The sequence below is a fragment of the Nocardioides hwasunensis genome (genome assembly GCF_014779665.1).
GTDB classification, from domain to species: domain Bacteria; phylum Actinomycetota; class Actinomycetes; order Propionibacteriales; family Nocardioidaceae; genus Nocardioides; species Nocardioides hwasunensis.
Genome location: NZ_JACXYY010000008.1, coordinates 61,791 through 86,580, shown reverse-complemented (window position 1 = coordinate 86,580; position 24,790 = coordinate 61,791). Strand labels below are relative to the sequence as shown.

At 72.4% G+C, this 24,790-nt stretch carries 23 protein-coding genes; 16 read left to right on the top strand and 7 right to left on the bottom strand.

Annotated elements, in window-relative coordinates:
• Position 1 precedes the first annotated feature (1 nt).
• Genes IEZ25_RS18325 through IEZ25_RS18310 form a run of 4 tightly spaced genes read left to right on the top strand, consistent with a single transcriptional unit; the run spans position 2 to position 3,171 of the window.
• Complete coding sequence (locus tag IEZ25_RS18325; protein WP_191200914.1) at positions 2-1,624, top strand: WXG100 family type VII secretion target; 1,623 nt, start codon at positions 2-4, stop codon at positions 1,622-1,624.
• On the top strand, positions 1,621-1,983 hold the full coding sequence (locus IEZ25_RS18320; protein WP_191200913.1) for a hypothetical protein: 363 nt from the start codon (positions 1,621-1,623) through the stop codon (positions 1,981-1,983). Before IEZ25_RS18325 ends, IEZ25_RS18320 begins: the two co-directional genes overlap by 4 nt.
• Complete coding sequence (locus tag IEZ25_RS18315) at positions 1,980-2,837, top strand: hypothetical protein (protein ID WP_191200912.1); 858 nt, start codon at positions 1,980-1,982, stop codon at positions 2,835-2,837. Before IEZ25_RS18320 ends, IEZ25_RS18315 begins: the two co-directional genes overlap by 4 nt.
• A gap of 7 nt (positions 2,838-2,844) precedes the next feature.
• A complete protein-coding gene (locus IEZ25_RS18310) occupies positions 2,845-3,171 on the top strand; it encodes a hypothetical protein (RefSeq protein WP_191200911.1) in 327 nt (108 codons plus the stop codon).
• A gap of 3 nt (positions 3,172-3,174) precedes the next feature.
• On the opposite strand, the gene IEZ25_RS18305 is transcribed toward IEZ25_RS18310, so the two are convergent.
• Genes IEZ25_RS18305 through IEZ25_RS18295 form a run of 3 tightly spaced genes read right to left on the bottom strand, consistent with a single transcriptional unit; the run spans position 3,175 to position 7,198 of the window.
• Entirely contained in the window at positions 3,175-5,775 is a 2,601-nt protein-coding gene (locus IEZ25_RS18305; RefSeq protein WP_191200910.1) for an amidohydrolase family protein, read from the bottom strand.
• Positions 5,776-5,822: 47 nt separating this feature from the next.
• On the bottom strand, positions 5,823-6,578 hold the full coding sequence (locus IEZ25_RS18300) for an IclR family transcriptional regulator (RefSeq protein WP_191200909.1): 756 nt from the start codon (positions 6,576-6,578) through the stop codon (positions 5,823-5,825).
• Positions 6,578-7,198 (bottom strand): hypothetical protein, encoded by a 621-nt coding sequence (locus IEZ25_RS18295; RefSeq protein WP_191200908.1) that lies wholly within the window; start codon positions 7,196-7,198, stop codon positions 6,578-6,580. Before IEZ25_RS18295 ends, IEZ25_RS18300 begins: the two co-directional genes overlap by 1 nt.
• 130 nt (positions 7,199-7,328) lie before the next feature.
• Between IEZ25_RS18295 and hutH the strand changes: the two genes are divergently transcribed.
• The 4 genes from hutH (at position 7,329) to IEZ25_RS18275 (ending at position 14,055) form a co-directional block, all read left to right on the top strand.
• Complete coding sequence (gene hutH, locus IEZ25_RS18290; RefSeq protein ID WP_224749274.1) at positions 7,329-8,885, top strand: histidine ammonia-lyase; 1,557 nt, start codon at positions 7,329-7,331, stop codon at positions 8,883-8,885.
• A gap of 482 nt (positions 8,886-9,367) precedes the next feature.
• Positions 9,368-11,095 (top strand): urocanate hydratase, encoded by a 1,728-nt coding sequence (hutU, locus tag IEZ25_RS18285; RefSeq protein WP_191200906.1) that lies wholly within the window; start codon positions 9,368-9,370, stop codon positions 11,093-11,095.
• A gap of 90 nt (positions 11,096-11,185) precedes the next feature.
• The gene (locus tag IEZ25_RS18280) at positions 11,186-12,220 is read left to right on the top strand and encodes a M48 family metallopeptidase (RefSeq protein ID WP_191200905.1); all 1,035 of its coding nucleotides are present in this window, start codon (positions 11,186-11,188) and stop codon (positions 12,218-12,220) included.
• Positions 12,221-12,255: 35 nt separating this feature from the next.
• Positions 12,256-14,055: a glycerophosphoryl diester phosphodiesterase membrane domain-containing protein gene (locus IEZ25_RS18275; RefSeq protein WP_191200904.1), complete on the top strand. Its 1,800-nt coding sequence runs from the start codon at positions 12,256-12,258 to the stop codon at positions 14,053-14,055.
• A gap of 64 nt (positions 14,056-14,119) precedes the next feature.
• Here the strand turns inward: IEZ25_RS18275 and IEZ25_RS18270 are convergent, their stop codons facing one another.
• The 3 genes from IEZ25_RS18270 to IEZ25_RS18260 all read right to left on the bottom strand — a co-directional run bounded on the left by IEZ25_RS18270 (position 14,120) and on the right by IEZ25_RS18260 (position 16,338).
• On the bottom strand, positions 14,120-14,266 hold the full coding sequence (locus IEZ25_RS18270; RefSeq protein ID WP_191200903.1) for a hypothetical protein: 147 nt from the start codon (positions 14,264-14,266) through the stop codon (positions 14,120-14,122).
• Positions 14,267-14,369: 103 nt separating this feature from the next.
• Complete coding sequence (locus IEZ25_RS18265) at positions 14,370-15,254, bottom strand: HpcH/HpaI aldolase/citrate lyase family protein (RefSeq protein ID WP_191200902.1); 885 nt, start codon at positions 15,252-15,254, stop codon at positions 14,370-14,372.
• Between the two features lies 1 nt (position 15,255).
• Positions 15,256-16,338 (bottom strand): HpcH/HpaI aldolase/citrate lyase family protein, encoded by a 1,083-nt coding sequence (locus IEZ25_RS18260; RefSeq protein WP_191200901.1) that lies wholly within the window; start codon positions 16,336-16,338, stop codon positions 15,256-15,258.
• A gap of 126 nt (positions 16,339-16,464) precedes the next feature.
• Here IEZ25_RS18260 and IEZ25_RS18255 point away from each other — a divergent pair, with 126 nt between their 5' ends.
• The gene (locus IEZ25_RS18255; protein WP_191200900.1) at positions 16,465-16,827 is read left to right on the top strand and encodes an NADH-quinone oxidoreductase subunit A; all 363 of its coding nucleotides are present in this window, start codon (positions 16,465-16,467) and stop codon (positions 16,825-16,827) included.
• Between the two features lie 14 nt (positions 16,828-16,841).
• Here the strand turns inward: IEZ25_RS18255 and IEZ25_RS18250 are convergent, their stop codons facing one another.
• A complete protein-coding gene (locus IEZ25_RS18250) occupies positions 16,842-17,426 on the bottom strand; it encodes a DnaJ family domain-containing protein (protein ID WP_191200899.1) in 585 nt (194 codons plus the stop codon).
• Positions 17,427-17,682: 256 nt separating this feature from the next.
• On the opposite strand from IEZ25_RS18250, the gene IEZ25_RS18245 reads away from it, so the two are divergent.
• From IEZ25_RS18245 to IEZ25_RS18215, 7 genes are read left to right on the top strand one after another with little or no spacing between them, the layout of a single operon-like run.
• The gene (locus IEZ25_RS18245; RefSeq protein WP_191200898.1) at positions 17,683-18,312 is read left to right on the top strand and encodes a M15 family metallopeptidase; all 630 of its coding nucleotides are present in this window, start codon (positions 17,683-17,685) and stop codon (positions 18,310-18,312) included.
• Positions 18,309-19,538: an alanine racemase gene (alr, locus tag IEZ25_RS18240; protein WP_191200897.1), complete on the top strand. Its 1,230-nt coding sequence runs from the start codon at positions 18,309-18,311 to the stop codon at positions 19,536-19,538. The genes IEZ25_RS18245 and alr overlap by 4 nt, the downstream gene beginning before the upstream one ends.
• Entirely contained in the window at positions 19,535-20,497 is a 963-nt protein-coding gene (locus tag IEZ25_RS18235; RefSeq protein ID WP_191200896.1) for a D-alanine--D-alanine ligase family protein, read from the top strand. The genes alr and IEZ25_RS18235 overlap by 4 nt, the downstream gene beginning before the upstream one ends.
• A complete protein-coding gene (locus IEZ25_RS18230) occupies positions 20,494-21,501 on the top strand; it encodes an acyltransferase family protein (protein WP_318152319.1) in 1,008 nt (335 codons plus the stop codon). The genes IEZ25_RS18235 and IEZ25_RS18230 overlap by 4 nt, the downstream gene beginning before the upstream one ends.
• Positions 21,498-22,847, top strand: coding sequence for a sensor histidine kinase (locus IEZ25_RS18225; RefSeq protein WP_191200895.1), 1,350 nt, complete (start codon positions 21,498-21,500; stop codon positions 22,845-22,847). Before IEZ25_RS18230 ends, IEZ25_RS18225 begins: the two co-directional genes overlap by 4 nt.
• Positions 22,844-23,500 carry a response regulator gene (locus IEZ25_RS18220; protein WP_191200894.1) on the top strand — a complete coding sequence of 219 codons (657 nt, stop codon included), beginning with the start codon at positions 22,844-22,846 and terminating at the stop codon, positions 23,498-23,500. The genes IEZ25_RS18225 and IEZ25_RS18220 overlap by 4 nt, the downstream gene beginning before the upstream one ends.
• 46 nt (positions 23,501-23,546) lie before the next feature.
• Positions 23,547-24,779 carry a 4-alpha-glucanotransferase gene (locus IEZ25_RS18215; protein ID WP_191200893.1) on the top strand — a complete coding sequence of 411 codons (1,233 nt, stop codon included), beginning with the start codon at positions 23,547-23,549 and terminating at the stop codon, positions 24,777-24,779.
• Positions 24,780-24,790: the final 11 nt, after the last annotated feature.

Genomic DNA, 24,790 nt, shown 5'->3' with positions numbered 1-24,790 from the left:
CGTGCCGGACTTCGAGGTCGAGGGCAACCCGGGCAACGTCCGCGCGAAGGCCACCACGATGGAGCAGAAGGGACAGCTCTTCTTCGACACCGGCGACGCGCTGTCGAAGATCGACGTCTCCGGCTGGGTCGGCCGGGCCGCTGACCAGTTCCGCGAGGCCCACGACCTGGAGCCCGAGCGTTGGACCAAGGCCGGCAACGGGTTCAAGCGCGCTGCCGCCGGACTGAGGACGTACGCCGGTGCGCTGGACACCGCGAAGCAGCGCGCCGCCGAGGCGAAGGCCGACCACGAGGAGGGCCAGCGCGAGTCGGAGCGCGCCCGCCGGCAGTACGACTCCTACATGGGCCAGATGCGCGACTACTGGGCCGGCGGCGGGACCGACCAGGCCGAGCCGTTCAACGACTGGGGCGACCCGATCCAGAAGAAGGCCCTGGCGGACCTCGCCGCGGCGCGGTCCGACCTCGAGAGCGCCGCCCAGGTCTGCGCCGGCGAGGTGAAGGCCGGCTGCGCCGACGCCCCGGAGGAGCCCAACTGGCTGGAGTCGGGGCTGAAGTTCGTCGGCGGCATCCTCGAGGGTGCCGGCGAGGCCGTGTGGGACCTGCTCACGATGGTGCCGTTCAGTCCGGTCAACATGGTCATCGACTCCTACAAGCTGGCCACCGGCGACCTGACGCCGGAGGAGCTGATGAAGAAGTACGAGCTCTCCGCGGAGAGCGCGTGGGACATGGCCAAGGGCATCTACACCGGCCTGACCACCGACCCGATCGGCTTCGGCAAGGAGCTCGGCAAGGCGCTGCTCGACTGGGACACCTGGGCCGACGACCCGGCGCGGGCGATCGGGCACCTGGTGCCCGACGCGATCATCGCCGTCGCCACCGCGGGAACCGGTGCGCTCGCGACCCGCGGCGCCAAGGGCGGTCTCGACGCCATCGACGCGCTCGGCGACCTGAACCGGCTCGACCACCTGGCCGACCTCGGCAAGCTCGACCGGTTCGACGAGCTCACCGGGCTCCGCCGCCTCGACGACCTGCCGGACGACCTGCGACACCTCGTCAACAAGCCGATCGACGAGCTCAGCCCCGGCGAGCTCCAGCGCCTGGTCGACGCGCGTGACGCGATCCGGATCGAGCCCGGCACGCCGATGCAGCGCGTGATCCCGGAGAGCACGGTCGACGACTACCTCCGCGGGTCGTCCTCCGACCCCTACTTCAAGCCCGACGAGACCTTCGGCTTCACCTCGCGCTACGAGGACGTCGACCAGCTGCACACGCCGCGCGAGATGCACGACAAGCTCGGCCTCGACTACACGGGCACGAAGTTCAGCCCGGACGACGCAGACATCCACGTGCTTCGCTACGACCAGACCGACCCGAGCGGGGTCAGCGTGCCGCGGCACTCCGACCTCGGAGGAGACCCGAGCTGGGACGCGAAGGCGATCGACCCGGACAACCCGTTCACGGGCAACGGCTACACCTCCGGCGGCATCCCGGAGTTCCGCACCGACGTCGCGACCAACCTTCCCGACGGGTCCCAGATCTGGCGGATGGACAGCTCGGGCGGACAGGAGCTGGTGGCCGTCCTCACGGACTACATGGGCACCAAGATGTGGATGCCGGTCCAGTGACCAGGGTCAGGCCCTCCGGTCTCTACGCCGTCCTCGGCGGGCAGGAGATCCACGTGCACGGGCACGGGCGCGGCTACGTCACCGTGACAGGCCCCGGAGGACCCGTCCGTCACGAGATGGACGAGCTCGACGACTTCTTGTCGGTCAAGACCTTCGCCACGTGGCGTGGCGGCACGATCGCGATCAGCGCGGTCGAGGGTGACGAGGCGGGCTTCTTCACCAACGACAGTGGGCTCGCGGAGCGCGAGGGCCTGGCAGGCGACACCTACGACGGGTGGCGCGGTGCGGCGGCGCTGGCCGAGCTCACCGACGTCGATGAGAGAGTGACGTCCATCCACCCGAGGAGGCGCGAGGCATGACCGTCCTGGAGAAGCTCCTGGTCCCCGAGGTGTCGCGCCGGATCGTCGAGCAGGGCTACGACGTGCTGACGGGCCCGGTCTACCGGCCGGAGGACCACATCGGACTGACCCCGGTCGAGCGCGTCAGGGCGCTGGGCCTCGACGGGCCCGACGGGCCGTTCGGCGAGGCCCCCGACCACGTCGACGTGGTGCGTTTCGGCACCCACCCGCTGATGGACCTCCGCGTCCCGACCAACGCGCTCGGGCACGCAGACGTACCGTGGCCGACGTACCCCACCGGCTTCCTCCGCGACGGCACGGCGACGTGGATCCTCACGATGACGCGGATGCCCGTCAGCGCCCGCTACGTCCGGGTGGGCCTCGACGGCACGGAGCGCGAGTTCTCCCGCTACCTGGGCGCGGCGCGCGGGTGGCAGGGCGCGAAGGGCTACTTCCCGCCACTGCACCTGATCGGTCCCCGCGCGAGGTTCGGCGCCCTCGACCTGCCCTGCTCCTACACCGCCGACCAGCAGTCGGTCGAGCTGGTGTGGGTCGGCGACGACCAGGTGCCCGAGGGCTTCGAGCCGGTGCGGCCGATGGTCCACTCCCGCACGGCGCCGGTGTCCGCGTGCGAGGTCTTCGACATCGCCCTCGTGGCGCGCTGGCGCGACCACCGGGTGCGCGTCCTGCAGCAGGCGGGCGACGAGGTCCTCGTGGTGGTCACGCCCGACTCGGCAGCGGACGCCGCCGAGCTCGGCGCGACCGAGGTCGAGCCCGGCGTCTTCCAGGCGACGGTCGCAGCCGGCGAGCTCGCCGATCGCGAGGGCGTGCGCTCCGACCCGATGCCGACCCAGTCGCGCGCCACCCACGGTTGAGTGGTCGGTGGCCGACCAGGACGAGCTCGACGAGGTCGCGGAGCACCTGCTCGCGCGCGGACTCGGCGAGGGCACGGACTTCCAGGTCGTCGGGCGTCCGGCGGCCGATGGGCTGTCGAGCGAACGCATCGGCCTGGAGAGGCGCGACGACGCGACCTACCGGGTCTGGTACGTCGGCGACTGGGGGTCGGAGCGCACACTCGTCGAGACCGCCGACTGGGCGCAGGCGCGGGCGCGGTTCGTCGACGAGGCGGTGACCCTGGCCCGGGGCCGCTGGGGCCGCAGCATCACCGACACCCCCGCGGCGCGTCGTCGCTGGTGGCGACGGCGCTGAGCATCAGCCACGTCGGACGGATCTCACCTTGCCGACGCCGGACATCGCGACCGTGATCAGCACGCGCTGCTCGCCCGGAGCCTTCGCGCAGTAGGTGAGCTCCCGACCTATCCGTTGCCACGGCTGGCCGACGCGGCGCATCAGCTCGCGCGTGCGGATCCCCGGGGTCGCCGCCTTCGTGAACGCCCGCACCGACCGGCGCAACCGGGGGTTGCGGCACGAGTCGGGCGCGATGCCCCACGCCCGCTCCCAGGTCTGGAGGTAGGCCTCCGCGCCGCGCGACAGGTCGGCGGCGAGTGCGGGACCGTCGGCGCCGGCCACGTGTTCGGCGTCCTCGACCCAGTCGGCGTACAGCCCGTAGTGGGCCACGCCGTCGGTGTTGACGTCGAAGACCCGCTCGCCGCTGCGCTGCTGGCCGACGGTGACGCCGCCGAGCCCGCGGAACGGGTACGTCACGGGGCTGGCCGCGTCGGCGCCGCGCGGGTCGCCCTGGGCGCCGAAGCCGTTCATGTCGGAGCCGAACCCGAACCCGAAGTAGAACCGTGGGTCGCTCCACCCCAGGTGCTGGCGCCACTTGTCGACGAAGCCGGTCGAGTCGCCGGCGTAGGGGGCGACGAAGCCGCCGAGCCGGTAGATCCGGGGATAGGCGTCGGACGTCGACCACGAGTGGGAGGAGACGACGCCGACGCTGCGGCCCGCGGCCTGCTGCTGCTCCAGGTAGTCCAGTGCCGCGGTGCGGCCGGCGACGCTCATGTGGTCGGGGTCGAAGAGGATCCTCTGGTCGATCATGGCCGAGAGCAGCTTCTCGCCGAGGGGGCTCAGACCGAGCTGGTTGCAGTGCGGGCCGGCCGGGTAGAGCGGGCCCGGCTGGACGCCGACGTCGCCGAAGAGCTCCCAGATCGCGCCGAAGATGGCGTCCTGGTCGGGTGTCGTGTCCTGTCCACCGGGGAGGGTGCCGAGGTCGCCGAGGTTCGGCGACTGGAGCCGGTCCTCGACGCCGGGCGGGTTGCTCGACGGGCAGGTCCGCATCCGCAGGAACGAGCCGGTGCTGAGGAAGTTCGCGGCGTTGGTCAGCGTGCCGGTGCTGCCCGCGTCGCCGGCCACCCCGGTGAAGGCGTTGTCGAACTTGTTGGTGAGCTCCATCTGGCTGACGCCGAGCGCCTTCATCTCGGCGAGCTCTGCCAGCATCTGCTCCTCGGTGCAGGTGGGGCGGCCGAGCTGCACGTTGCAGCCGAGCGGGACGGAGGTCTCCATGCCCATGACGACGGCGAGCTTGCCCTGGTTGATGACCGAGCGTGCCTCGAAGGGGTTGGTGACGATGCGATACCAGCCGCGGCCGGGGCCGCCGTACTGCGCGTCGATGTAGTCCTGCATCGCGCGCATGTCCTTCGCCTGCAGCCGCACCGCGTCGCGGTCGTCGCACGAGTTCTTCTTGAGCGGGTAGATCGCGCAGAGGACGTGGTTCTCGGTGAGCAGGCTGGTGTGGATGCGCAGCCCGGCGCGCCACGAGCGCTCGAGCCACTTGTAGTAGACCTGCTGGTGCGTGAGCGAGTGGGGGTTGGGCCAGTAGGAGAACGTCGGCCAGCCGACCGGGTCGTGGCCCGTCCCGGGCGTCTTGTCGGCCAGCACGTCCTCGAGCAGCGCGCCGCGACCGTCGGCGAGCTGGTGGTCGGGGCAGTCCACCAGCGCGGCCGCGGCGCCGTACTTGTGGAAGGGCGGGCTGCAGATGACCCGGCCTCCGAGGAACTCGTGGGTCTGGCCGTGCACGTGCGGGTCGACGTAGCCCCGCACCTCCTGGAACGACGTGACCCCGCCGAAAGGTCGTCCGCTGACGTTGGTCTCGACCTCGGGGAAGGCCGCGCAGCCGTCGGCCCGGCGCAGGGCGAGCGACTCGGCCGGGCCGGTGCGGGTGCCGAATCCCGTCGCTGTCGCGGGAGCACGCCGCAGCGAGCGTCCGTCGGCGAGGGTGAAGGTGAACCTGCCCCTGCCTGCCGTGCGAGCTGTCCAGTCGGCCTGTTCCGACGGGCTGGCGGCGAAGGTCGCGTCGTCGGTGCCGCCAGCAGCGAGGAAGGTGCCGTCGGCGGCGTAGAGGAGGTAGCTGCCGAGACCGGTCGCCTGGAACGTGATCGGTCGCCCGCCGAGGGTGTAGCAGCCGCCGGCCATGGCGTACCTGCTCTCCGGCACCGCACGGCGCCTCTCGCGCAGGGGGACGCGGGTGAGCCGGGGCTCGCGCTGCGTGCGCTGCTCGGCGACCCGGGCCCGGCTGGCTGCGCGCTGCTGCGGCGTGGTCCGGTCGGGGTGGGCCGCCGCTTCACCGCTGCGACTGACGGCGTTCTTGGTGGTGGGGTCGTTGTGCACGTGGCCGTGCCCGTCCAGGCTCGCGGTGCCTGCGATGCCGGCGATCGCCGCTGCTCCGGGGTCGGTGATCGGGGGTGAGCCGGCGAGCGCCCGCGTGCGGGCTCTGGTCTCCGCGTCGAACGTCGTGATCAGGTCGGCCGACGGCTCGCCGCTCGGCGCGACCGCGAGGAGGCCGCCGGTCACCAGGCCTCCCGCTGTCAGCAGGGAGACCAGCACGCGTCGGACGGGTCGGGGTCTCGGGGCCACGGCAACTCCTGTCGTCTGCGGTGTCAACGAGACTCACCCCGTCGGGGCTACGTGGCAACCCTTCCGCCGACCCTCCGGCCCAGCCGCGTGGCGGTGGCGGAGACGGCGTCGGCGATCCCGGCCACGCGCTCCCCGGTGGGGAACGTGACCGCCACCCCCGCGACGGGGTGGGCGTTGTGGTCGAGGACCGCTGCGGCGACGCTCTGGAGTCCCGGGGTGACCTCGCCGTCCTCGGTCGCATGGCCTCGCTGCCGGGTCTCGGACAGCACGGTGCGCAGCGCACTGAGCGACGTCGGGCCGACGCCGTGCCGGTCGACGAACGCCGAGCGGTCGGGATAGAGCGCGCGGACCTGGCTGGCCGGGAGGGCGGCGAGGATCGCGCGACCGGACGCGGTCAGGTGGGCCGGGAGGCGGACTCCGACGTCGGTGACGAGCGGCGGCCTGCCGGGTGCGCGCTCCTCGATCACGTAGAGCACGTCGCGACCGTGGAGCACGGCGAGGTGCGCGCCGTGGCCGGTCCGGTCGACGAGCTCGGCGAGCGGACGACGCGCCAGCCGGGCGAGCGGCTCCTGCCGGGTGAACCCGCTGCCGACCTCGAACGCGGCCACGCCGAGGCCGTAGCGGTGCTCGTCGGGCAGGTGCACGACGAAGCCCTCGTCGATCATCGTGTTGAGCAGGTGGTACGCCGTGCTCCGCGGCAGGTCGCACGCGCGCACGATCCGCTCGAGCGGGACCGGGTCGGCCTGCGTCGCGAGGAACCGCAGCACCCGCAGCGCCCGCGTGGCGGCGGGGACCTGGCTCATCAGGTGCGGTCGGAGTCCGGTGCCCTCGTCGTGTCGGGCTTGGTGAACCAGCCGCCGCCGTCGTCGGTCTTCTCGATGGGCTTGCCGGGCATGTCCTGCGCCCCCGGCGTACGACGCGGCAGCGGGGCCGTGCCGCTGGCCGGAGCCACGGGGTCGGTCGGCTCGGCCGGGATGGCCGGCTCGGCCGGCTCGGTGGCCACCTCGGACGCCGGCGGCGGCGAGGCGGGCTGCTGGTCGGTGTTGTCGGGGAGCTGGGGCGCGTAGTCGTCGGCCTTCTGGTCCACGCGCGGGTCGAGCCGGTCGGCCTCGCGGACCTGGTCCTCGTGGGCCGCCTCAGCCTGCTGGGCCTCGACGCGCGCCTCGTGCGCCACGGCCTCGACCTGCTCGGCGTGCGCCTCGGCGGCGTCGGCCTCGGCGCGCGCCTCCTCGGCCTCGGCCTGCGTCGCCGCGGCGCGCTCGCGGGCGGGCGGGACCGCGGCAGCGGCGTCCGTGGCGGCCTCGGACCTGAGCTGCTGCGACCGGTCGATGCCGGTCTGCCTCTTCTTCCGCTGACCCAGGACGAGTGCAGCTCCCAGGACGACCAGCACGACGACGACGACAACGATGATGGTGGTGGTCATGTCCTCAGTGTCGCAGCAGACGGCCACCTGTCCAGTGGTGGCGGCGCACCGAACGCGAGTCTCGTATGCCAGACCCCTGCTGCGCCGGAGGCTCTGGTGGTGCCCGGTCGTCGGGAGTTTCATGGAGCGCATGCAGAGCAGCCAGGCCTCCACGGTGGTCGACGTCGGTGTCGGCCCCGTCTCCTTCGAGGACCTCGTCCGCGTCGCGCGCCACCATGCGCGAGTCGAGCTGACCGGGGAGGCGCTCGCCGCGGTCGACCGCGCCCGCGCGGTCATCGAGACGCTCGCCGCAGCGGAGACCCCGACCTACGGCGTGAGCACCGGCTTCGGCGCTCTGGCCACCCGCCACATCCCCACCGAGATGCGGGCGCAGCTCCAGCGCTCCCTCGTCCGCTCCCACGCGGCCGGGTCGGGTCCGGAGGTGGAGCGCGAGGTGGTGCGCGGCCTGATGCTGCTGCGCCTCTCGACGCTCGCCACCGGCCACACCGGCGTACGCCGGGAGACCGCGCAGCTCATGGCCGCCCTGCTGTCGCACGGGATCACGCCCGTGGTGCGGGAGTACGGCTCGCTCGGCTGCTCGGGCGACCTCGCGCCGCTGTCGCACTGCGCGCTCGCGCTGATGGGGGAGGGCGAGGTCCGCGACGCCGAGGGCACGCTGATGCCGGCCGCCGACGCGCTCGCCGCCGCCGGTCTCGAGCCCGTGGAGCTGGTCGCCAAGGAGGGGCTCGCGCTCATCAACGGCACCGACGGGATGCTGGGCATGCTCGTCATGGCGATCACCGACCTGCGGATGCTGCTGCGCACCGCCGACGTCGCCGCCGCGATGAGCGTGGAGGGACAGCTCGGCACCGACCGGGTCTTCGCGCCCGAGCTGCAGGCGATCCGCCCCCACCCGGGCCAGGCCCTGTCCGCGGCGAACCTGACGGCCCTCATGGCGGGGTCGGCGATCGTCGCCTCGCACCGCACCGGCGACTGCAACCGGGTGCAGGACGCCTACTCCCTGCGCTGCTCCCCCCAGGTGCACGGTGCGGCCCGCGACACCGTCGAGCACGCCGCCACGGTCGCCGGGCGCGAGCTCGCCAGCGCGATCGACAACCCGGTGGTGCTGGGCGACGACGTGGAGTCCAACGGCAACTTCCACGGTGCGCCAGTGGGCTACGTGCTCGACTTCCTGGCGATCGTCGCCGCCGACGTGGCCTCGATCAGCGAGCGTCGCACGGACCGCTTCCTCGACACGTCGCGCAACCACGGCCTGCCGCCGTTCCTCGCCGACGACCCCGGCGTCGACAGCGGCCACATGATCGCGCAGTACACCCAGGCCGCGATCGTCTCCGAGCTGAAGCGGCTCGCCGTCCCTGCGTCGGTCGACTCGATCCCCTCCAGCGCGATGCAGGAGGACCACGTGTCGATGGGGTGGAACGCCGCCCGCAAGCTGCGCCGATCCGTCGACGGGCTGTCCCGGGTCGTCGCCGTCGAGGTGCTCACCGCGGCCCGCGCGCTCGACCTCCGCGCCCCGCTGACGCCGTCGCCCGCGACGGGCGCCGTCGTCGGGCTCCTGCGCACCCACGGCATCGCCGGGCCGGGGCCCGACCGCCACCTCTCGCCCGAGATCGAGGCCGCCGTCGGCCTGGTCCAGTCCGGCGCGGTGCTCGCCGCCGCCGAGTCAGTGATCGGCCCGCTGGCCTGACGCCGCAAGGCATTACCCCGCCGTACCGATGAGTAGTGCTGTTCTGCAGACGGGGCTCGCGGTCGGCACTACGGTGCGTCTCGTGAGAGCAAGCCTGTGCGGGACCATCCTGGTCGTGATCCTCGCCGCGCCCGGGTCCGGAGCCGCGGCGCAGGCATCGTCGGGAACCGAGAGTGCGCGAGCCCAAGTGGCACCCGCGGCTGCTCCTCTCTGGAGGTGCTGGTGGTCGCCCACGATGGACGACAACTGGCACAACGACGCCTTGTGCTCCAACGGCGTGACCCAGGTGCGTCCACACCTGCGACCGAACGACACCTACATCACTCGCGACGAGCTGATGAGATCCGCGCGGGCGTGGGCTCGTGCACGTAACAGGAGTCGTTGACCAGCGAGAGCGTGGCCGCCGAGCCAGTCTCGGATCACAGACCGTGTCTCGGGTCGACCTCTTTCGGTCGATGACGCTGCAGCGCTTTCATGAGTGCATGACCACGGACGCTCCTCACGGCAACCACCGCCTCCCCATCCGCGCCGCGCGCGGCACCGAGCTGACCGCGAAGTCGTGGCAGACCGAGGCGCCGCTGCGGATGCTGATGAACAACCTCGACCCCGACAACGCCGAGGCACCCGCGGACCTCGTCGTCTACGGCGGCACGGGCAAGGCCGCGCGCAGCTGGGAGGCCTACGACGCCCTCGTCCGCACGCTGCGCGAGCTGGAGTCCGACGAGACGCTGCTCGTGCAGTCGGGCAAGCCGGTCGGCGTGATGCGCACCCACGAGTGGGCGCCGCGCGTGCTGATCGCCAACTCCAACCTGGTCGGCGACTGGGCCAACTGGGAGGAGTTCCGTCGGCTGGAGGACCTCGGCCTGACGATGTACGGCCAGATGACCGCCGGGTCGTGGATCTACATCGGCACCCAGGGCATCCTCCAGGGCACGTTCGAGACCTTCGCCGCGATCGCGGACAAGAGGTTCAACGGGTCCCTCGCCGGCACGATCACCGTCACCGCCGGCCTCGGCGGCATGGGCGGCGCGCAGCCGCTGGCCGTGACCATGAACGACGGCGTGGTGATCTGCATCGAGGTCGACCAGCACCGCATCGACCGGCGCCTCGAGACCCGCTACCTCGACGTCCAGGCGCGCGACCTCGACCACGCGATCGACCTCGCCCTCGAGGCCCGAGACGAGCGTCGCGCCCTGTCGATCGGCGTGCTCGGCAACGCCGCCGACCTCCTGCCCGAGCTGCTCGAGCGCCACCTCGACCGCGGCGAGGCCGGGGACGGACCGCTCGTCGACATCGTCACCGACCAGACCTCCGCGCACGACCCGCTGTTCTACCTCCCCGCCGGGACTGCGTACGACGACTGGGAGCGCGAGCGCACCGACGACCCGCGCGGGTTCACCAAGCGCAGCCAGGAGTCGATGGCCCGCCACGTCCGCGCGATGGTGGAGTTCCAGGACGCGGGTGCCGAGGTCTTCGACTACGGCAACTCGATCCGCGACGAGGCCCGCAAGGGCGGCTACGACCGGGCGTTCGAGTTCCCCGGCTTCGTGCCGGCCTACATCCGCCCCCTCTTCTGCGAGGGGAAGGGGCCGTTCCGGTGGGCCGCGCTGTCCGGCGACCCCGCCGACATCGCCGCGACCGACCGCGCGATCAAGGAGCTGTTCCCGGCCGACGAGAAGCCGGAGTACGCCCGGCTCCACACGTGGCTCGACATGGCGGCCGAGCGCGTGCAGTTCCAAGGACTGCCGGCACGCATCTGCTGGCTGGGCTACGGCGACCGCGCGAAGGCCGGCGCGAGGTTCAACGAGATGGTGGCCAGCGGCGAGCTCACCGCGCCGATCGTGATCGGGCGTGACCACCTCGACTGCGGCTCGGTGGCATCCCCCTACCGCGAGACCGAGTCGATGCTCGACGGCTCGGACGCCATCGCCGACTGGGCGATCCTCAACGCCCTGGTCAACACCGCATCCGGCGCGACGTGGGTCTCGTTCCACCACGGCGGGGGCGTCGGCATCGGCCGCTCGCTCCACGCCGGTCAGGTCACCGTCGCCGACGGCACCGACCTCGCCGCGGAGAAGATCGAGCGCGTGCTGACCAACGACCCGGGCATGGGCGTGATCCGCCACGTCGACGCGGGCTACGACCGCGCGATCGAGGTCGCCGACGAGCGAGGCGTGACCATCCCGGTGGCTCCGGTGCGCCGCGGCTGACGGCCCGTCCACGGGCATGGTCGAGCGGGCCGTGGTGCCCGAGACATTCGAAGCGCTGACTTTCTTGGCCCGATCGGCGAGGATGCGGCCATGGCATCGGGGGACAAGAAGAAGCCGGCGCGCTCGCGCGTCGTACTGACCGACATCAGCTCGCGGGCGTGGGAGCACCCCGCCGACAGGGGTGCGCTCGTCGCCCTGCGCAAGCTCAAGGGCTTCGACGTGCTGCTGAAGACGATGTCGGGGGTGTTCCGTGAGCGCGCGTGGCGGCTGACCCTGCTCGGCTCGGCGGTGCGCGTCGACGAGCGGCAGTTCGAGCGGCTGCACCGGCTGCTGGCGGAGGTCGGCCGCAGCCTCGACACCGAGGTCCTGCCCGAGATGTACGTCCAGGCCGACCCAAGGCTCAACGCCCTGACCATCGGCATGGACAAGCCGATCATCATGCTGTCCTCCGGCCTCGTGCACCACCTCGACGATGACGAGCTGCGCTTCGTGATCGGCCACGAGCTCGGCCACGCGATCAGCGGCCACGCGGTCTACCGCACGCTGCTGATGCGCCTGCTCGGGCTCGGCGGTCTGCTGAACGCGATCCCCGGCGGCGCGATCGGCATCCGGATGGTGACCGTCGGGCTGCTGGAGTGGTCGCGCAAGGCCGAGCTGTCGGCCGACCGCGCCGGCCTGCTCGCCAGCCAGGACCCGACCGCCGCGCTGCGCACCCACATGAAGCTCGCGAGCGGCGGCACGCTCGACGAGCTCGACGTCACCTCGTTCCTCCAGCAGGGAGCGGAGTACGACGAGGGCGGCGACGTGCGCGAGTCGCTCATCAAGCTCTCGCTGCTCCAGCAGCAGACCCACCCGTTCGCGGTCGTGCGCGCCACCGAGCTGCGCCGCTGGATCGACACCGGCGCCTACACGGCCATCCTCGGCGGCGACTACCCGCGCCGCGCCGACGACGACACCGCCTCGGTGAGCGACGCCGCGCAGGAGGCTGCGGCGAGCTACTCCGACGCCTTCGAGCGCACCCAGGACACCCTGGGCAGGCTCGTGCACGACCTCGCCGGCTGGATGGGCCAGGCCAGCGGCTGGCTCAACGACCGCTTCCGCCGCGGTGGCGGCGACGTCGCCTGATCGCACGTCGGTGCGCGGTGGGCCATGATGGTCCGGTGGAACTGCTGACCGACGCGCCTCCGCACCGGGTCGCGACCCGGGTCCTGCGTCGGCACCTGCTCGGCTACCTCTCGATCGTCGCGCTCGTGAACGCCTTCGTGGTGGGGCTCGGACTGCCGGCGCTCGGTCGCCTCTTCGACCTCGTGCTCGACACCGTCGACACGGGAGCGGTCAACACCGACTCGCTGCGAGCGGTCGCCACCAGTCCGCTCACGCTGCTGGTGCTCGTCGTCTTCTCGACCGTGGCGGTCGTCCTCATCTTCGCCGAGCTGGCCGTGCTGACCCTCGCGGCCCAGCGGCACCTGCAGGGCGAGAACCTCAGCGTGCGTGGTCTGGCGGCCGACTTCCGGCAGGCCGCGCGCAAGCTCGACGTCCGCTCGGTCCTGCTGTTCGCGGTCTACGCCGTCTTCCTCCTCCCGCTGGCCAACGTCGGGGTGACCAGCGGTCTCACCACCCACGTCGCGGTGCCCGCCTTCATCAGCGGTGAGCTGACCAAGACGACCGGCGGAGCGATCGCCTGGTGGTTGCTCAACGCCGCGATCGTCTACCTCGCGCTGCGGATGATCCTCACGCTCGCGATCTTCCTCGGCTCCGATCGGGGCCTGCCCGGCGCGATGCGCGACAGCTTCCGAGCCACCGGCTGGGTGCCGTGGCGGCCAGCGGTCACGCTCGTGGCGGTCGTCGTCGTTCTCGTCGCCGTGCTTGCGGTCATCTCCGGCCTGGCCGTCCTGGTCACGGCGCTCGCCAGCACGGTCGGTGGCGACGAGAGTGCCTGGTGGCCTGGCTTCTCGCTCGCGGTCGTCGACCTCGGCCGCTTCCTGGCGCTCGGCATCGCCGCGGCCTGGGTGACCCTCTGGCTGGTCGCCTGGGAGCGCGACCTCGCCGACGAGCCCGACGTACCCGTGCGACGGCTGCGCAGCCGCACCCGCGCCCTCGTGGCAGGCCTCGCGGTGGTCGTGTCGGCGGGCTTCCTGGTCGTCGGGACCTACGCGCACGCCTCGGACATCCGCTCGGCGCGCGATCCTGCTGCCACCGTGGTCGTCGGGCACCGCGGCTACACCGAGGAGGCGGTCGAGAACACCGTCCCGGCACTCGAGGCGGCGGCCTCCGCGGGTGCCGACGTGGTCGAGCTGGACGTGCTGGAGACGAAGGACCAGCAGCTCGTGGTGATGCACGACGTGAACCTGTCGCGCCTCGCAGGGGAGGACGTCGATGCCTGGGACGAGGACTTCGACGACCTCGTCGGCACGACGCTGCGCCAGGGCGGGCACGAGGCGCCGCTGCCCTCGTTCGCGGAGTACGCCGACCGCGCGAAGCAGCTCGGCGTGCGGCTGCTCATCGAGCTGAAGCCGCACGGGCACGAGGCCCCCGGCTTCGCCGAGCGGTTCGTCGCCGACCTGGAGGCGCTCGAGGTCCCCGACGACTGGCTCGTGCAGTCGCTCGACCGCGACCTCGTCGAGCAGGTGGGCGAGCTGCTGCCCGACATCGACGTGGGCTACGTCGTGCCCTTCAACATCGGCGCGCTCCCGAGGACGACGGCGGACTTCGTCGTGGTGGAGGACTGGTCCTACTCCGACCGCCTCGGTCGCGAGGGCCGCGACGCGAGCAAGGCCGTCTGGGTGTGGACCGTCAACGACCCCGGCCTGATCCGCGACTACCTGCGTCGCGGGATCGATGGACTGATCACCGACCAGGTCGGCGTCGCGGTCACCGACCGCGACCTCGGCGCCGACATCGGCAGCCCGGTCGGCCAGGTGCTCGAGGGTGTGCTGCGGATCCTCGGCCCGCGGTCGTGACCCGAGACGCACGCGGGCCCCGGACACCCGAGGTGTCCGAGGCCCGTCAGAAGGCGCTTCGCCGCTAGAAGACCCGGCGGCTCGAGCCGCCGATCGGGACGAAGTTGAGCACCAGGCCGACCACGATGAGGATCAGGCCGATGGTGACCAGGATCTTCGCCGATGAGACGAGCAGTCCGATGATGAGCAGGATCAGTCCGAGGACAACCATGTTGTCTAGCCTCCTTATGCCACCCACATCTTGGGCGGCCAGAACACTGTGCCCGTCACCCCTACGATTTGGGAAGTCAGCACATCCCTGCGGGTGAAATACTTCAGTCAGCGCTCAGGGCGCCGATGGCGTCGTGGATCGACAGCGTCCGGCGGGCCGACTCCACGTGGAGGTTCTCGATCATCCTGCCGTTGTAGGTCACCACCCCGGCGCCCTTGCCGTCCTCGAACGCGGCGATCAGGCCCCTCGCGTCGTCGACCGCCTGCTCGCTGGGGGCGAAGGCGGTGTTGGCGCCCTCGACCTGGCCGGGGTGGACCAGCGTCTTGCCGTCGAAGCCCATCTGGCGGCCCTGCGTGCACTCGGCGAGGAAGCCCTCGGTGTCCTTCACGTCGTTGTAGACGCCGTCGATCACCGCGATCCCGGCGGCGCGTCCGGCGAGGAGGGTGGTGTGCAGGCTCGGCAGGATCGGCGCGCGACCGGGGACGTGCTCGGCGTACAGCTCCTTGACGAGGTCGTTGGTGCCGAGCACCAGCGCGGTCAACCGCGGCGAGGCGGCCGCGAGCTCGCGCACGTTGAAGATCGCCTCGGGTGTCTCGATCATCGCCCAGAGCTTCGTGTGCTCCGGCGCGCCCGCCCACTCGAGCGCCGTCGCCAGACCGCGGACCTCGTCGGCGGTGCTGACCTTCGGCACCACGACCGCGTCGGGGCCGGCGGCGGCCGCGGCGACGAGGTCGGCGGCGTGCCACTCGCTGCCGATGCCGTTGACCCGGATCGTGACCGTGCGACGGCCGTAGTCACCGCTGGCCGCAGCGGCGGCGGCCGCCTCGCGGGCCGAGGCCTTGGCGTCGGGGGCGACGGCGTCCTCGAGGTCGAGGATCAGCGCGTCGCACGCGATGGCCTTGGCCTTCTCGAGCGCGCGCTCGTTGGAGCTCGGCATGTAGAGCACCGAGCGCAGCGGGGTGAACGGTGTCGTCGAGTGGGCAGTCATCTCAGGCCTCCAGCGAGATCGCGTCGTACTGCTTCTTCAGCTCGGGGTCGATCGCCGCCAGCTCGTCGGCCAGGGCGACCATCACCTGGCACTGCTTCACCGAGGCGTCGTCCTCCATCTTGCCGTCGATCATCACCGCGCCGGTGCCGTCGCCCATCGCCGCGATCACCCGGCGGGCGTGCGCGACGTCCTCGACGCTGGGCGAGAAGACCCGGTGGGCGATCGCGATCTGCGCCGGGTGGAGGCTCCACGCGCCGACGCACCCGAGGAGGAACGCGTTGCGGAACTGGTCCTCGCACGCGACGGTGTCCACGATGTCCCCGAACGGCCCGTAGTAGGGGTAGATCCCGTGCATCGCGCACGCGTCGACCATCCGGGCGATCGTGTAGTGCCACAGGTCCTGCTGGTACGTCGTGCGGTCGGCGTCGTACTGCGTCTCGCCGGCGTCGCTGCGGGGCGGGTCCTGCCGCACGAGGTAGCCGGGGTGGCCGCCGCCGACGCGGGTGGTCTTCATCCGACGGTCCGCGGCGAGGTCGGCTGGTCCGAGGGACAGCCCCTGCATCCGCGGGCTGGCCGCGCAGATCTCCTCGACGTTGGCCACGCCGCGTGCGGTCTCGAGGATCGCGTGGACGAGGATCGGCCGGGTCAGGCCCGCCTTGGCCTCGAGCTGGGCGAGCAGCCGGTCGACGTAGTGGATGTCCTCGGCGCCCTGCACCTTCGGCACCATGATCACGTCGAGCTTGTCGCCGACCTCGGTGACGAGGGTGGTCAGGTCGTCGAGCCCCCAGGGGCTGTCGAGGGAGTTGACCCGGGTCCAGAACTGGGTGGGACCGAACTCTGTCGACCTCCCGATGTCGAGCAGGCCTTGGCGGGACTTCTCCTTGTTCTCCGCCTTGACCGCGTCCTCGAGGTTGCCGAGCAGCACGTCGACGGTGCCGACCATGGCGGGGACCTTAGCCGCCATCTTCTCGTTGCCCGGGTCGAAGAAGTGGATCGCTCGGCTCGGGCGGGCGGGGATCTCGCGCAGCGGCTGGGGTGCGCCGACAGCGAGCGGGGCGAAGAAGTCCTTGGCGGTACGAGGCATGAGCGGCAAACTACCGCCGCTCGGTGCCGCGCAGATATGACGGATCTCTCGAGCCAGGGTTGGCCATCGTTTGCCCCGACCTGCTAGGACTCTCCCCACGACGTCCGCCCGCCACGAGGAGTGACGATGGAGCTCTACACCCCGGTGATCGTGCTGTCCGCGATCGCGGGCCTGTTCGCCGTGGGCTCGGTGCTGATGAGCTCGGTCGTCGGACCGAAGCGCTACAACCGGGTCAAGGTCGACTCCTACGAGTGCGGCATCCAGCCGGTCCACGACCCCGGACGCAACAACCGCACCATCCCCGTGCGCTACTACACGATCGCGATGACGTTCATCATCTTCGACGTCGAGATCATGTTCCTCGTGCCGTGGGCGGTCCACTTCGACCAGCTCGGCATGTTCGGCTACGTCGCGGTCGTGCTGTTCATCCTCAACCTCTCGCTCGCCTACGCCTACGAGTGGCGTCGCGGGGGCCTCGAGTGGGACTGACCGCCACCGGTCGGTCAGCCGCCTGAGCGGCGGCGCCACCAGGGGCGCTTCGGCGCCTCCGGCCGGACGGCTGCCCGCGCGGCACGCTGTGCCTCGATGCGAGCCGTACGCCGCTCGGTCCACGCGACGACCTCGGCGTCGACGTCGCGCTGCTGCGTGATCACCGGCGGACCGGAGGGTCCGACCGGCGGGGTGTAGATCGCCTTGCGCACGCGGGCGTTGAACTCCTCCACCTCGCGGCGTACCTCCGACTCGACGTTGATCGCGTCGAGCCGACCGTCGAGCTCGGCGTCCTCCTTGCGGATCGCCAGCGCCGGTGGGAGGAGGGCGATGTTCTCGCGCTCGACGAGCTTCTTGACCCACCAGTCGGGGTCGTGCTCGGACCCGAGGTCCTCGATCGGCTTGCCCCGGCCGGGCAGGTAGTCGAACTCGCCGCGCTCCATCGCCTGCCGCACCTGCAGGTCGACCCACGAGGACTGCTGGGCGATCCGGGCGGCGGCTGCCGAGCGACCCGTGCGGCTGTCGCGCTCGGCCTCGCGGCGGCCCGACCGCGGGTCGGCCACCTCGAACTCGTCGTCCTTCCGGTCGTGCTCCGGCATGCCGCCACTCTACGGCCGCCCCCGGGACACGTGTCCGTGACATTGCCCTGGCGCACGGAACTGCGGCAACTTCGCGGACACGTGTCCGAGGAGTTCCCCTCGTACAGCCGAACCAAGGGCGACATCTCGGACACGTGTCCCGCTCGGAGCGGGCGGGATCGCTCCGCATCGCCACCGCGAGATCTCGTCCTCGAGGACAGCCCTTCGGCACCTGAGGCGGAGGTGCATGCCACCGCGAGCGGGGAGCGTGGTGGTCATGATCATCCTGCTCTCCGACCCGCGCGTCGGCGCCGTCCCCGTCCACGAGTCAGGGGAGGTGCTCGTGCGCCTCGACGAGTCCTTCGGGCCGGCACGGGCACTCGTACGCCTGGGGCTGGCGGACCGGCTGGCCGAGGCGCAGCGCGCGCTCCCGCCCGGCCTCGCGCTCCGTGTCGTCGAGGGACACCGCTCGGTCGCCGACCAGACGGCGATCATCGCGGCCTACTCCGCGGAGGTCTGCGCGGCCCACCCCGGCATCTCGGCCGACGACCTGGACGTCCTCACCAGCCGCTTCGTGTCCCCGGTCGCGGTCGCGCCCCACGTCGCCGGCGCGGCGGTCGACCTGACGCTGGTCGACGTGACGGGCGAGGAGCTCGACCTGGGTACGCCGATCGACGCGACGCCCGAGCAGTCCGACGGTGCGTGCTACTTCGCCGCGGAGGGCATCGGAGCAGACGCCCGCGCGCACCGCGACCTGCTCGCGCGCGTGCTGGGCGACGCAGGGCTGGTGAACTATCCGACCGAGTGGTGGCACTGGAGCTACGGCGACCGCTACTGGGCGCTGACGACCGGCGCCCCGGCCGCGCTCTACGGTCCGGCGCGGGTCGAGTCCGAGGCCGCCGCATGAGTGCCCCACGACGTTCTTCTCCTCCGCTGCGCTCCTCCGAGCTACGCCGCGGGCACCCCAGCTGCACCGCCCTCGCCGCCGTGCCCGACACCGGCACCGGGCACGGCCCTCGCCTCCAGGTCGACCTCTCCGCGGTCGCCGCCAACACCCGGCTGTTCGCGGCGCGCACCGACGCCGAGGTGATCGCGGTCGTCAAGGCCGACGGCTTCGGGCACGGCGCCGCCGACGTCGCCCGCACGGCGCTCGCCCACGGCGCGACCTCGCTCGGCGTGACCAGCATCGACGAAGCGCTCGCCCTGCGCGATGCCGGCCTCGGGGGACGGATCCTCAGCTGGCTCAACCCGCTCGATGCGTCGTACGCCGCCGCGCTGGCGGCCGACGTCGACCTCGCCGTCCCCTCGCGCGAGCACCTCGCGGCGATCCTGCGCGCCGCCAGCGTCCAGCGGCCCGCGCGGGTGCACCTGCACCTCGACACCGGCATGTCCCGCGACGGCGCCGAGCCCTCGGGCTGGCCGGCGCTGTGCCGCGCGGCGCGGCGGGCCGAGCGCGCCGGACTCGTGCACGTGGTCGGGCTGATGGGCCACCTCGGCTGCGCCGACGCCCCGGCCGACGAGTGCAACGTCCTCGGGCGCCGCCGCTTCGCGTGGGGTCTGGAGGTCGCGCGCCAGGCCGGGCTGCGGCCCGAGATGCGGCACCTCGCCGCCACGTCGGCGACCCTGCTCGACCCGCGCAGCCACCACACGCACGTCCGCATCGGCGCCGGCCTGGTCGGCATCGACCCGTCCGGCGCGACTCCGCTGGCGGCCGGCCTGACCCTCACGGCCCCGGTCGTCAGCGTGCGGCGGGTCCGCGCCGGGGCGGGCGTCGGCTACGGACACACCTGGATCGCGCCGACGGCGACCACCCTCGCGCTGCTGCCGCTGGGCTACGCCGACGGTCTGCCGCGGCTCGCGTCCGGTCGCGCCGAGGTGCTGCTCCGCGGCCGTCGCCGCCCGGTCGTCGGCCGGATCTCCATGGACCAGGTCGTCGTCGACCTCGGTGACGACCACGTCGAGCCCGGCGACACGGCCATCGTCCTCGGGCCCGGCGACCACGGCGAGCCGAGCGTCGCGGAGTGGGCCGGCTGGGCCGACACCATCGCGCACGAGGTCGTCACCGGCATCGGCTCGCGCGTCCACCGCACTGCCATCACCACCTCGCCCGCACGTCTCAGGAGCCTCGCGTGACCACCAGCACGACCCGCACCAGTCGTCCCAGGATCGCCGTCGTCGGTGGCGGCCAGAACTGCGAGCACGCGGTCTCCCTCGCGTCCGCCGCCGCGGTCGCCGACGCCCTGGACCCGACGGCGTACGACGTCGTGCGCCTCACCATCGCGCCCGACGGCACCTGGCTCATGGGCGAGCGGGAGCTCGGGCTCGGCGAGGCCGTGACGGTCCTCCAGTCGTGCGCGGCCGTGCTCCCGGTGGTGCACGGGCCGCGCGGCGAGGACGGCTCTCTCGCCGCGCTGTGCGAGCTCGCCGGGGTGCCCTACGTCGGCTCCGGCGTCGGCGCGGGCGCGCTCGCGATGGACAAGTGGGCGACCAAGCTCCTCGCCGGCGCGCTCGGCATCGCCACCGCGCCCGGCCGGCTGCTGACGGCGGCCACCGCGTCGACGTACGCCTGGACGCACCCGGTCGTCGTGAAGCCGGTCGCCGCGGGCTCGAGCCACGGCGTCACGCTGGTCGGTGAGGCGGCCGAGCTGCCCGACGCGCTGGCGGCAGCCCTCGCCCTCGACGACCGGATCCTGGTCGAGGACGTCGTGGTCGGCCGCGAGATCGACGTCGCCGTGCTCGGCACCGCGGACGGCGCGCGCGTGGTCTCGCCCGCGTTGGAGATCGTGGTGGACGGCTGGTTCGACTACGACGCGAAGTACGGCGGTGGCGCGGACTTCCGCGTCCCCGCCGTGATGGACGACGTGGACCGCAAGGGGCTCGAGGGCGCCGCGCTCGCGGTCTACGACGCCCTCGGCTGCGCCGGCGTGGCGCGCGTCGACTTCTTCGTCACCGACGACGGCCCGGTGCTCAACGAGGTCAACACCATGCCCGGCTTCACCGAGCAGTCGCAGGTGCCGAAGATGTTCGCCGCGGCCGGGGTGTCGTACGCCGACCTGCTCGACCGCCTCGTGCGCGACGTGCTCGTCGCGTGAGGGGACACACCTCCGGGCGGATCGAGGGCATCGACCTGCTGCGTGGGATCGCCATCGGGATGGTGATGCTGCGCCACGCCTGGCCCTCGGTCTTCCCCGGCGCCGGGGTCGTCGGCGTCGTGATGTTCTTCGCGCTCAGCGGCTACCTCATCACCGGTCTGCTGGTCGACGAGCTGGAGCGGACCGACCGGGTGGACCTTCGGCGGTTCTACGCGCGTCGTGCCCGACGGCTGGTGCCGGCGCTGCTCTTCCTGGTCGCCGGTGTCGTCGTGGTGACCCTGCTGCTCGACCCGCTCGGCGATCGCGGCGAGCTCGGCAAGACCGTGCTGGTCGCGCTGACGTGGACCGGCAACCTGCCCTTCGGGCACGCCAGCGACGCGACGTTCCACCTGTGGACGCTCGCGACCGAGGAGCAGTTCTACCTGCTCTGGCCAGCCGTGCTGGTGGTCGCGTTCACCCGCGGCCGGGTGCGACTCGCGCTTGCGATCGTGGCCGCCGCGTGCCTGCTCGCCTGCGCCGCGACGCTGGTGTGGCTCCACGAGGCGCCCGACCTGGCCTACGCCCTGCCGACCTCGTGGGCGGTCTGCTTCGTCGTCGGCGGTGCGACACGGATCCTCGGCGGCCGCGTCGGCGCCCCCGCGTGGGCGGCACCCGTGGCGCTCGTCGGCCTGGCGGTGCTCAGCGTGATTCCATTGCGGGGTCACGCCCTCACCTACCTGGCAGGAGGTCCCGCCATCGCCGCGCTGACCGCGGTCCTGCTGCTGTCGTGGCGGACCTGGACCTCCGTCACAGGACCGGCGCGGGCGCTGGTCGTCCTCGGCACGGTGTCCTACGGCGCCTATCTCTGGAACTATCCGCTGACCCTCTGGCTGCGGCCCTCGCTCGAGGCGTACGCCGGCCCCGCGGCGCTGGTCCTGACCCTGGTCATGGCGGCGATCAGCTGGCGGCTCGTCGAGGTGCCCGCCCAGCAGCGGCGGCGTACGCGCGCGGTGGTGTCGGCATGAGCCGTCCCGCACTCCAGGGGGGACGACCGGACTACCGGCGGCGCTCCGACGGTGGCGACCTCGACCTCGACCTCACCCGGGTCCGGTCCTGGGCGCCCGACGCCGTCCTCGCCGCTCTGGTGCTCCTGCTCGGACTCGTCGAGGCCACCCACACGGTGCAGCTCTACGGCACCCGCCTCCCCCTCGTCCTGGTCGTGCTCGGCATCGCAGCGGCGGTGGGCCTGAGCCGCCGGGCGCCCGGGATCGGTCTCGCCCTGGTGTGGCTGGTCTGCTTCCTCCAGGTCATGACCGGCACCCCCGTGCTGCTGACCCAGCTGACGATCGGGTTCGTCGCGTTCGGCACGGCGAGGTGGGGGAGCACGCTGACCGTGTGGCTCAGCGCGCTGTCGATCCCGCTCGGCGCTGCGGTGGTGGTGCTCTTCGCCGCCTCCGAGGTCTACGACGTCCTCGCCGGCTTCATCGACTACAACAGCATCATCAACGGGGCCTACCGCTTCGGCTCGTCGTGGCAGGTCGGCTCCGCGGTCCTGGGGATGCTGGTCCTCGGCGTGCCGTGGCTGGCCGGCCTCGCGCTGCGCTTCGGCTCGCGGGCCGAGCAGTCGCGGGTCTCGCAGGTCGCCGCCGAGGAGGACGCCGCCCGTGCGGTGCAGGAGTCGGAGCAGGCGCGCGAGATCGCCCGGCTGCGGGAGGAGCAGACGCGGCTGGCCCGCGACGTGCACGACGTGGTCGGCCACTCGCTGGCGGTGATCCTGGCCCAGGCCGAGTCCGCGCAGTACCTCAAGGACGCGGACACCGAGAAGCTCAAGGCGACGATGGAGACCATTGCCACCTCCGCCCGGACCTCCCTGCAGGACGTGCGCCAGGTCCTCACCAGCACGCAGAGCCCGACGTCGTCAGGTCGCAGCGGCAGTCTCGACACGCTGGTCGACGGTGTGCGGGGCAGTGGCCACGAGGTCGTCTCCACCGTCGTGGGCCAGCCCCAGCCGATGCCGCCGGAGCTCGAGACCGTCGCCTACCGTGTGCTGCAGGAGATGCTGACCAACGCCATCAAGCACGGGCGTCGGGACAGCCCCGTCTTCGTCGAACGCCACTGGGAGGGCGAGCTGCGCCTCGAGGTCCGCAACGTCGTCGGTGTCGAGCAGTCGTCCGACGTCACCCAGCCGATCCGGTCGATCACCGGCGGCGAGACCGCACGCGTCGCGGCGGCCACCCCCGGCCAGGGCGTTGACGGGATGCGCCGCCGGCTGGAGGCGGTCGGCGGCAGGCTCGACGTACGCCGTCGCGACGAGGCCGGCGGCCAGACGTTCACGGCCACGGCCTGGGTGCCGGTGCGGGGCGGCGCGTGATCCGGGTGGTGCTGGTCGACGACCAGGAGCTCTTCCGCGAGGGCGTGCGGGTGATCGTCGACGCGCAGGACGAGATGGAGGTCGTCGGCGTCGCCGGTGACGGCTTCGAGGCGGTCGCGGTCTGCGACGAGCTCCAGCCCGACGTGGTGCTCATGGACATCCGGATGCCGGAGATGGACGGTGTCGAGGCGACCCGGCAGCTCTTCGCACCCGACCGGGTCTCGAGGCGCGAGCAGCCCCTGCGCGTGGTCGTGCTGACCACCTTCAACCTCGACGACCGTGCAGCCACCGCGATCCGCTACGGCGCCAGCGGCTTCCTGCTCAAGGACACCACCCCGGTCATGCTGCGCGACGCGATCCGCACGGTGTACGCCGGCAACGCGGTGCTCGCCCCCGCGGACCTGTCCCTGCTGCTGCAGGGCCAGTTCGTGGCACGCGCGCCCGCCCCGGCGGCGTACCTCTCCCTGACCGACAAGGAGCGCGAGGTCTTCGCCGCCGTCGCCCGCGGTCTGTCGAACACCGAGATCGCCGGGCTGATCTTCGCCTCCGAGTCGACGGTCAAGACCCACGTCGGCTCGGTGCTGCGCAAGCTCTCGCTGCGCGACCGGGTGCAGATCGTGGTCTTCGCGCACGAGCACGGGCTGGTGGGCTGACCGACTCGCAGCCGGGCCCTGCCGGTCGGCGTGACAGGGTGGCGCCATGGCTGCTTCTTCAGGCATCCCCGAGCGGGCCGCTGGGGTTCAGCTCCACATCACCTCCCTCCCCGGTGGCAGGCTCGGGGAGCCGGCGCGGGACTTCGTGCGGTGGTTGGCCGATGCCGGCCAGTCGGTGTGGCAGGTGCTGCCGCTGACGGTCCCGGACGAGCACGGCTCGCCCTACGCCTCCCCCTCGGCGTTCGCCGCGTGGTCGGGACTGCTCGAGGACCCCGCCGCCGTGGTCAGCGACACCGAGGTGGCGGCCTACGCCGACGACCACGCCTACTGGGCTGGGTCGTGGTCGGCCCACGGTGGCGACCTCGCCGACCAGGTGCGCTTCGAGCGGGAGTGGGGCGCACTGCGGTCGTTCGCCGCCGACCACGGTGTGCAGGTCCTGGGTGACATCCCCATCTACGTCGCCGCGGGCAGCGCGGACGCATCGGCGTGGCCGCAGCTGTTCCGCGACGATGCCGTCGCGGGCGTGCCGCCGGATGCCTACAGCGACACCGGTCAGCTGTGGGGCAACCCCCTCTACGACTGGAAGGCGATGGAGGCGGACGGCTACCGGTGGTGGGTGGAGCGGCTGCGACGCAGCCTCGAGCTCTACGACCTGGTGCGGGTCGACCACTTCCGCGGTTTCGCCGCCTGCTGGGCCGTCCCGGCCGATCACGACACCGCCGAGGACGGCACCTGGGAGCCGGGGCCCGGCCGTGCGGTGTTCGACGCGGCGGCCGCCGAGCTCGGACCGCTGCCTGTCGTGGCAGAGGATCTCGGGGTCATCGACGAGCCGGTGCGACGGCTCCGCTCGGCCCTCGGCCTCCCCGGGATGGCGGTCCTGCAGTTCGCCTTCGACCCCGACGGCGAGGACCGCTCGCACGAGCCCGAGAACCTGCATCACGACCAGGTCGTCTACACCGGCACGCACGACAACGACACCGTCGTCGGCTGGTGGGACGGACTGCCAGAGCGCCGGCGCCGCGCGGCACGGCGCGCCTGGCAGACAGCCGGCATCGACGACGCCGACCCCGCGTGGGCGATGATCCGTCTCGCGCACTCCACACCCTGCAGGGTCGCGATGGTCCAGGCGCAGGACGTGCTGTCGCTGGGTGCGGACGCCCGGATGAACACCCCGGGCACCGCGGCGACGTGGTCGTGGCAGCTCGGCCCCGGCATGCTGACCGCGGACCTCGCCAGGAGGTTGCGCGAGGTGAGCGAGGCTTCGGGCCGGCTCGGCTGACCTCCTCCCAG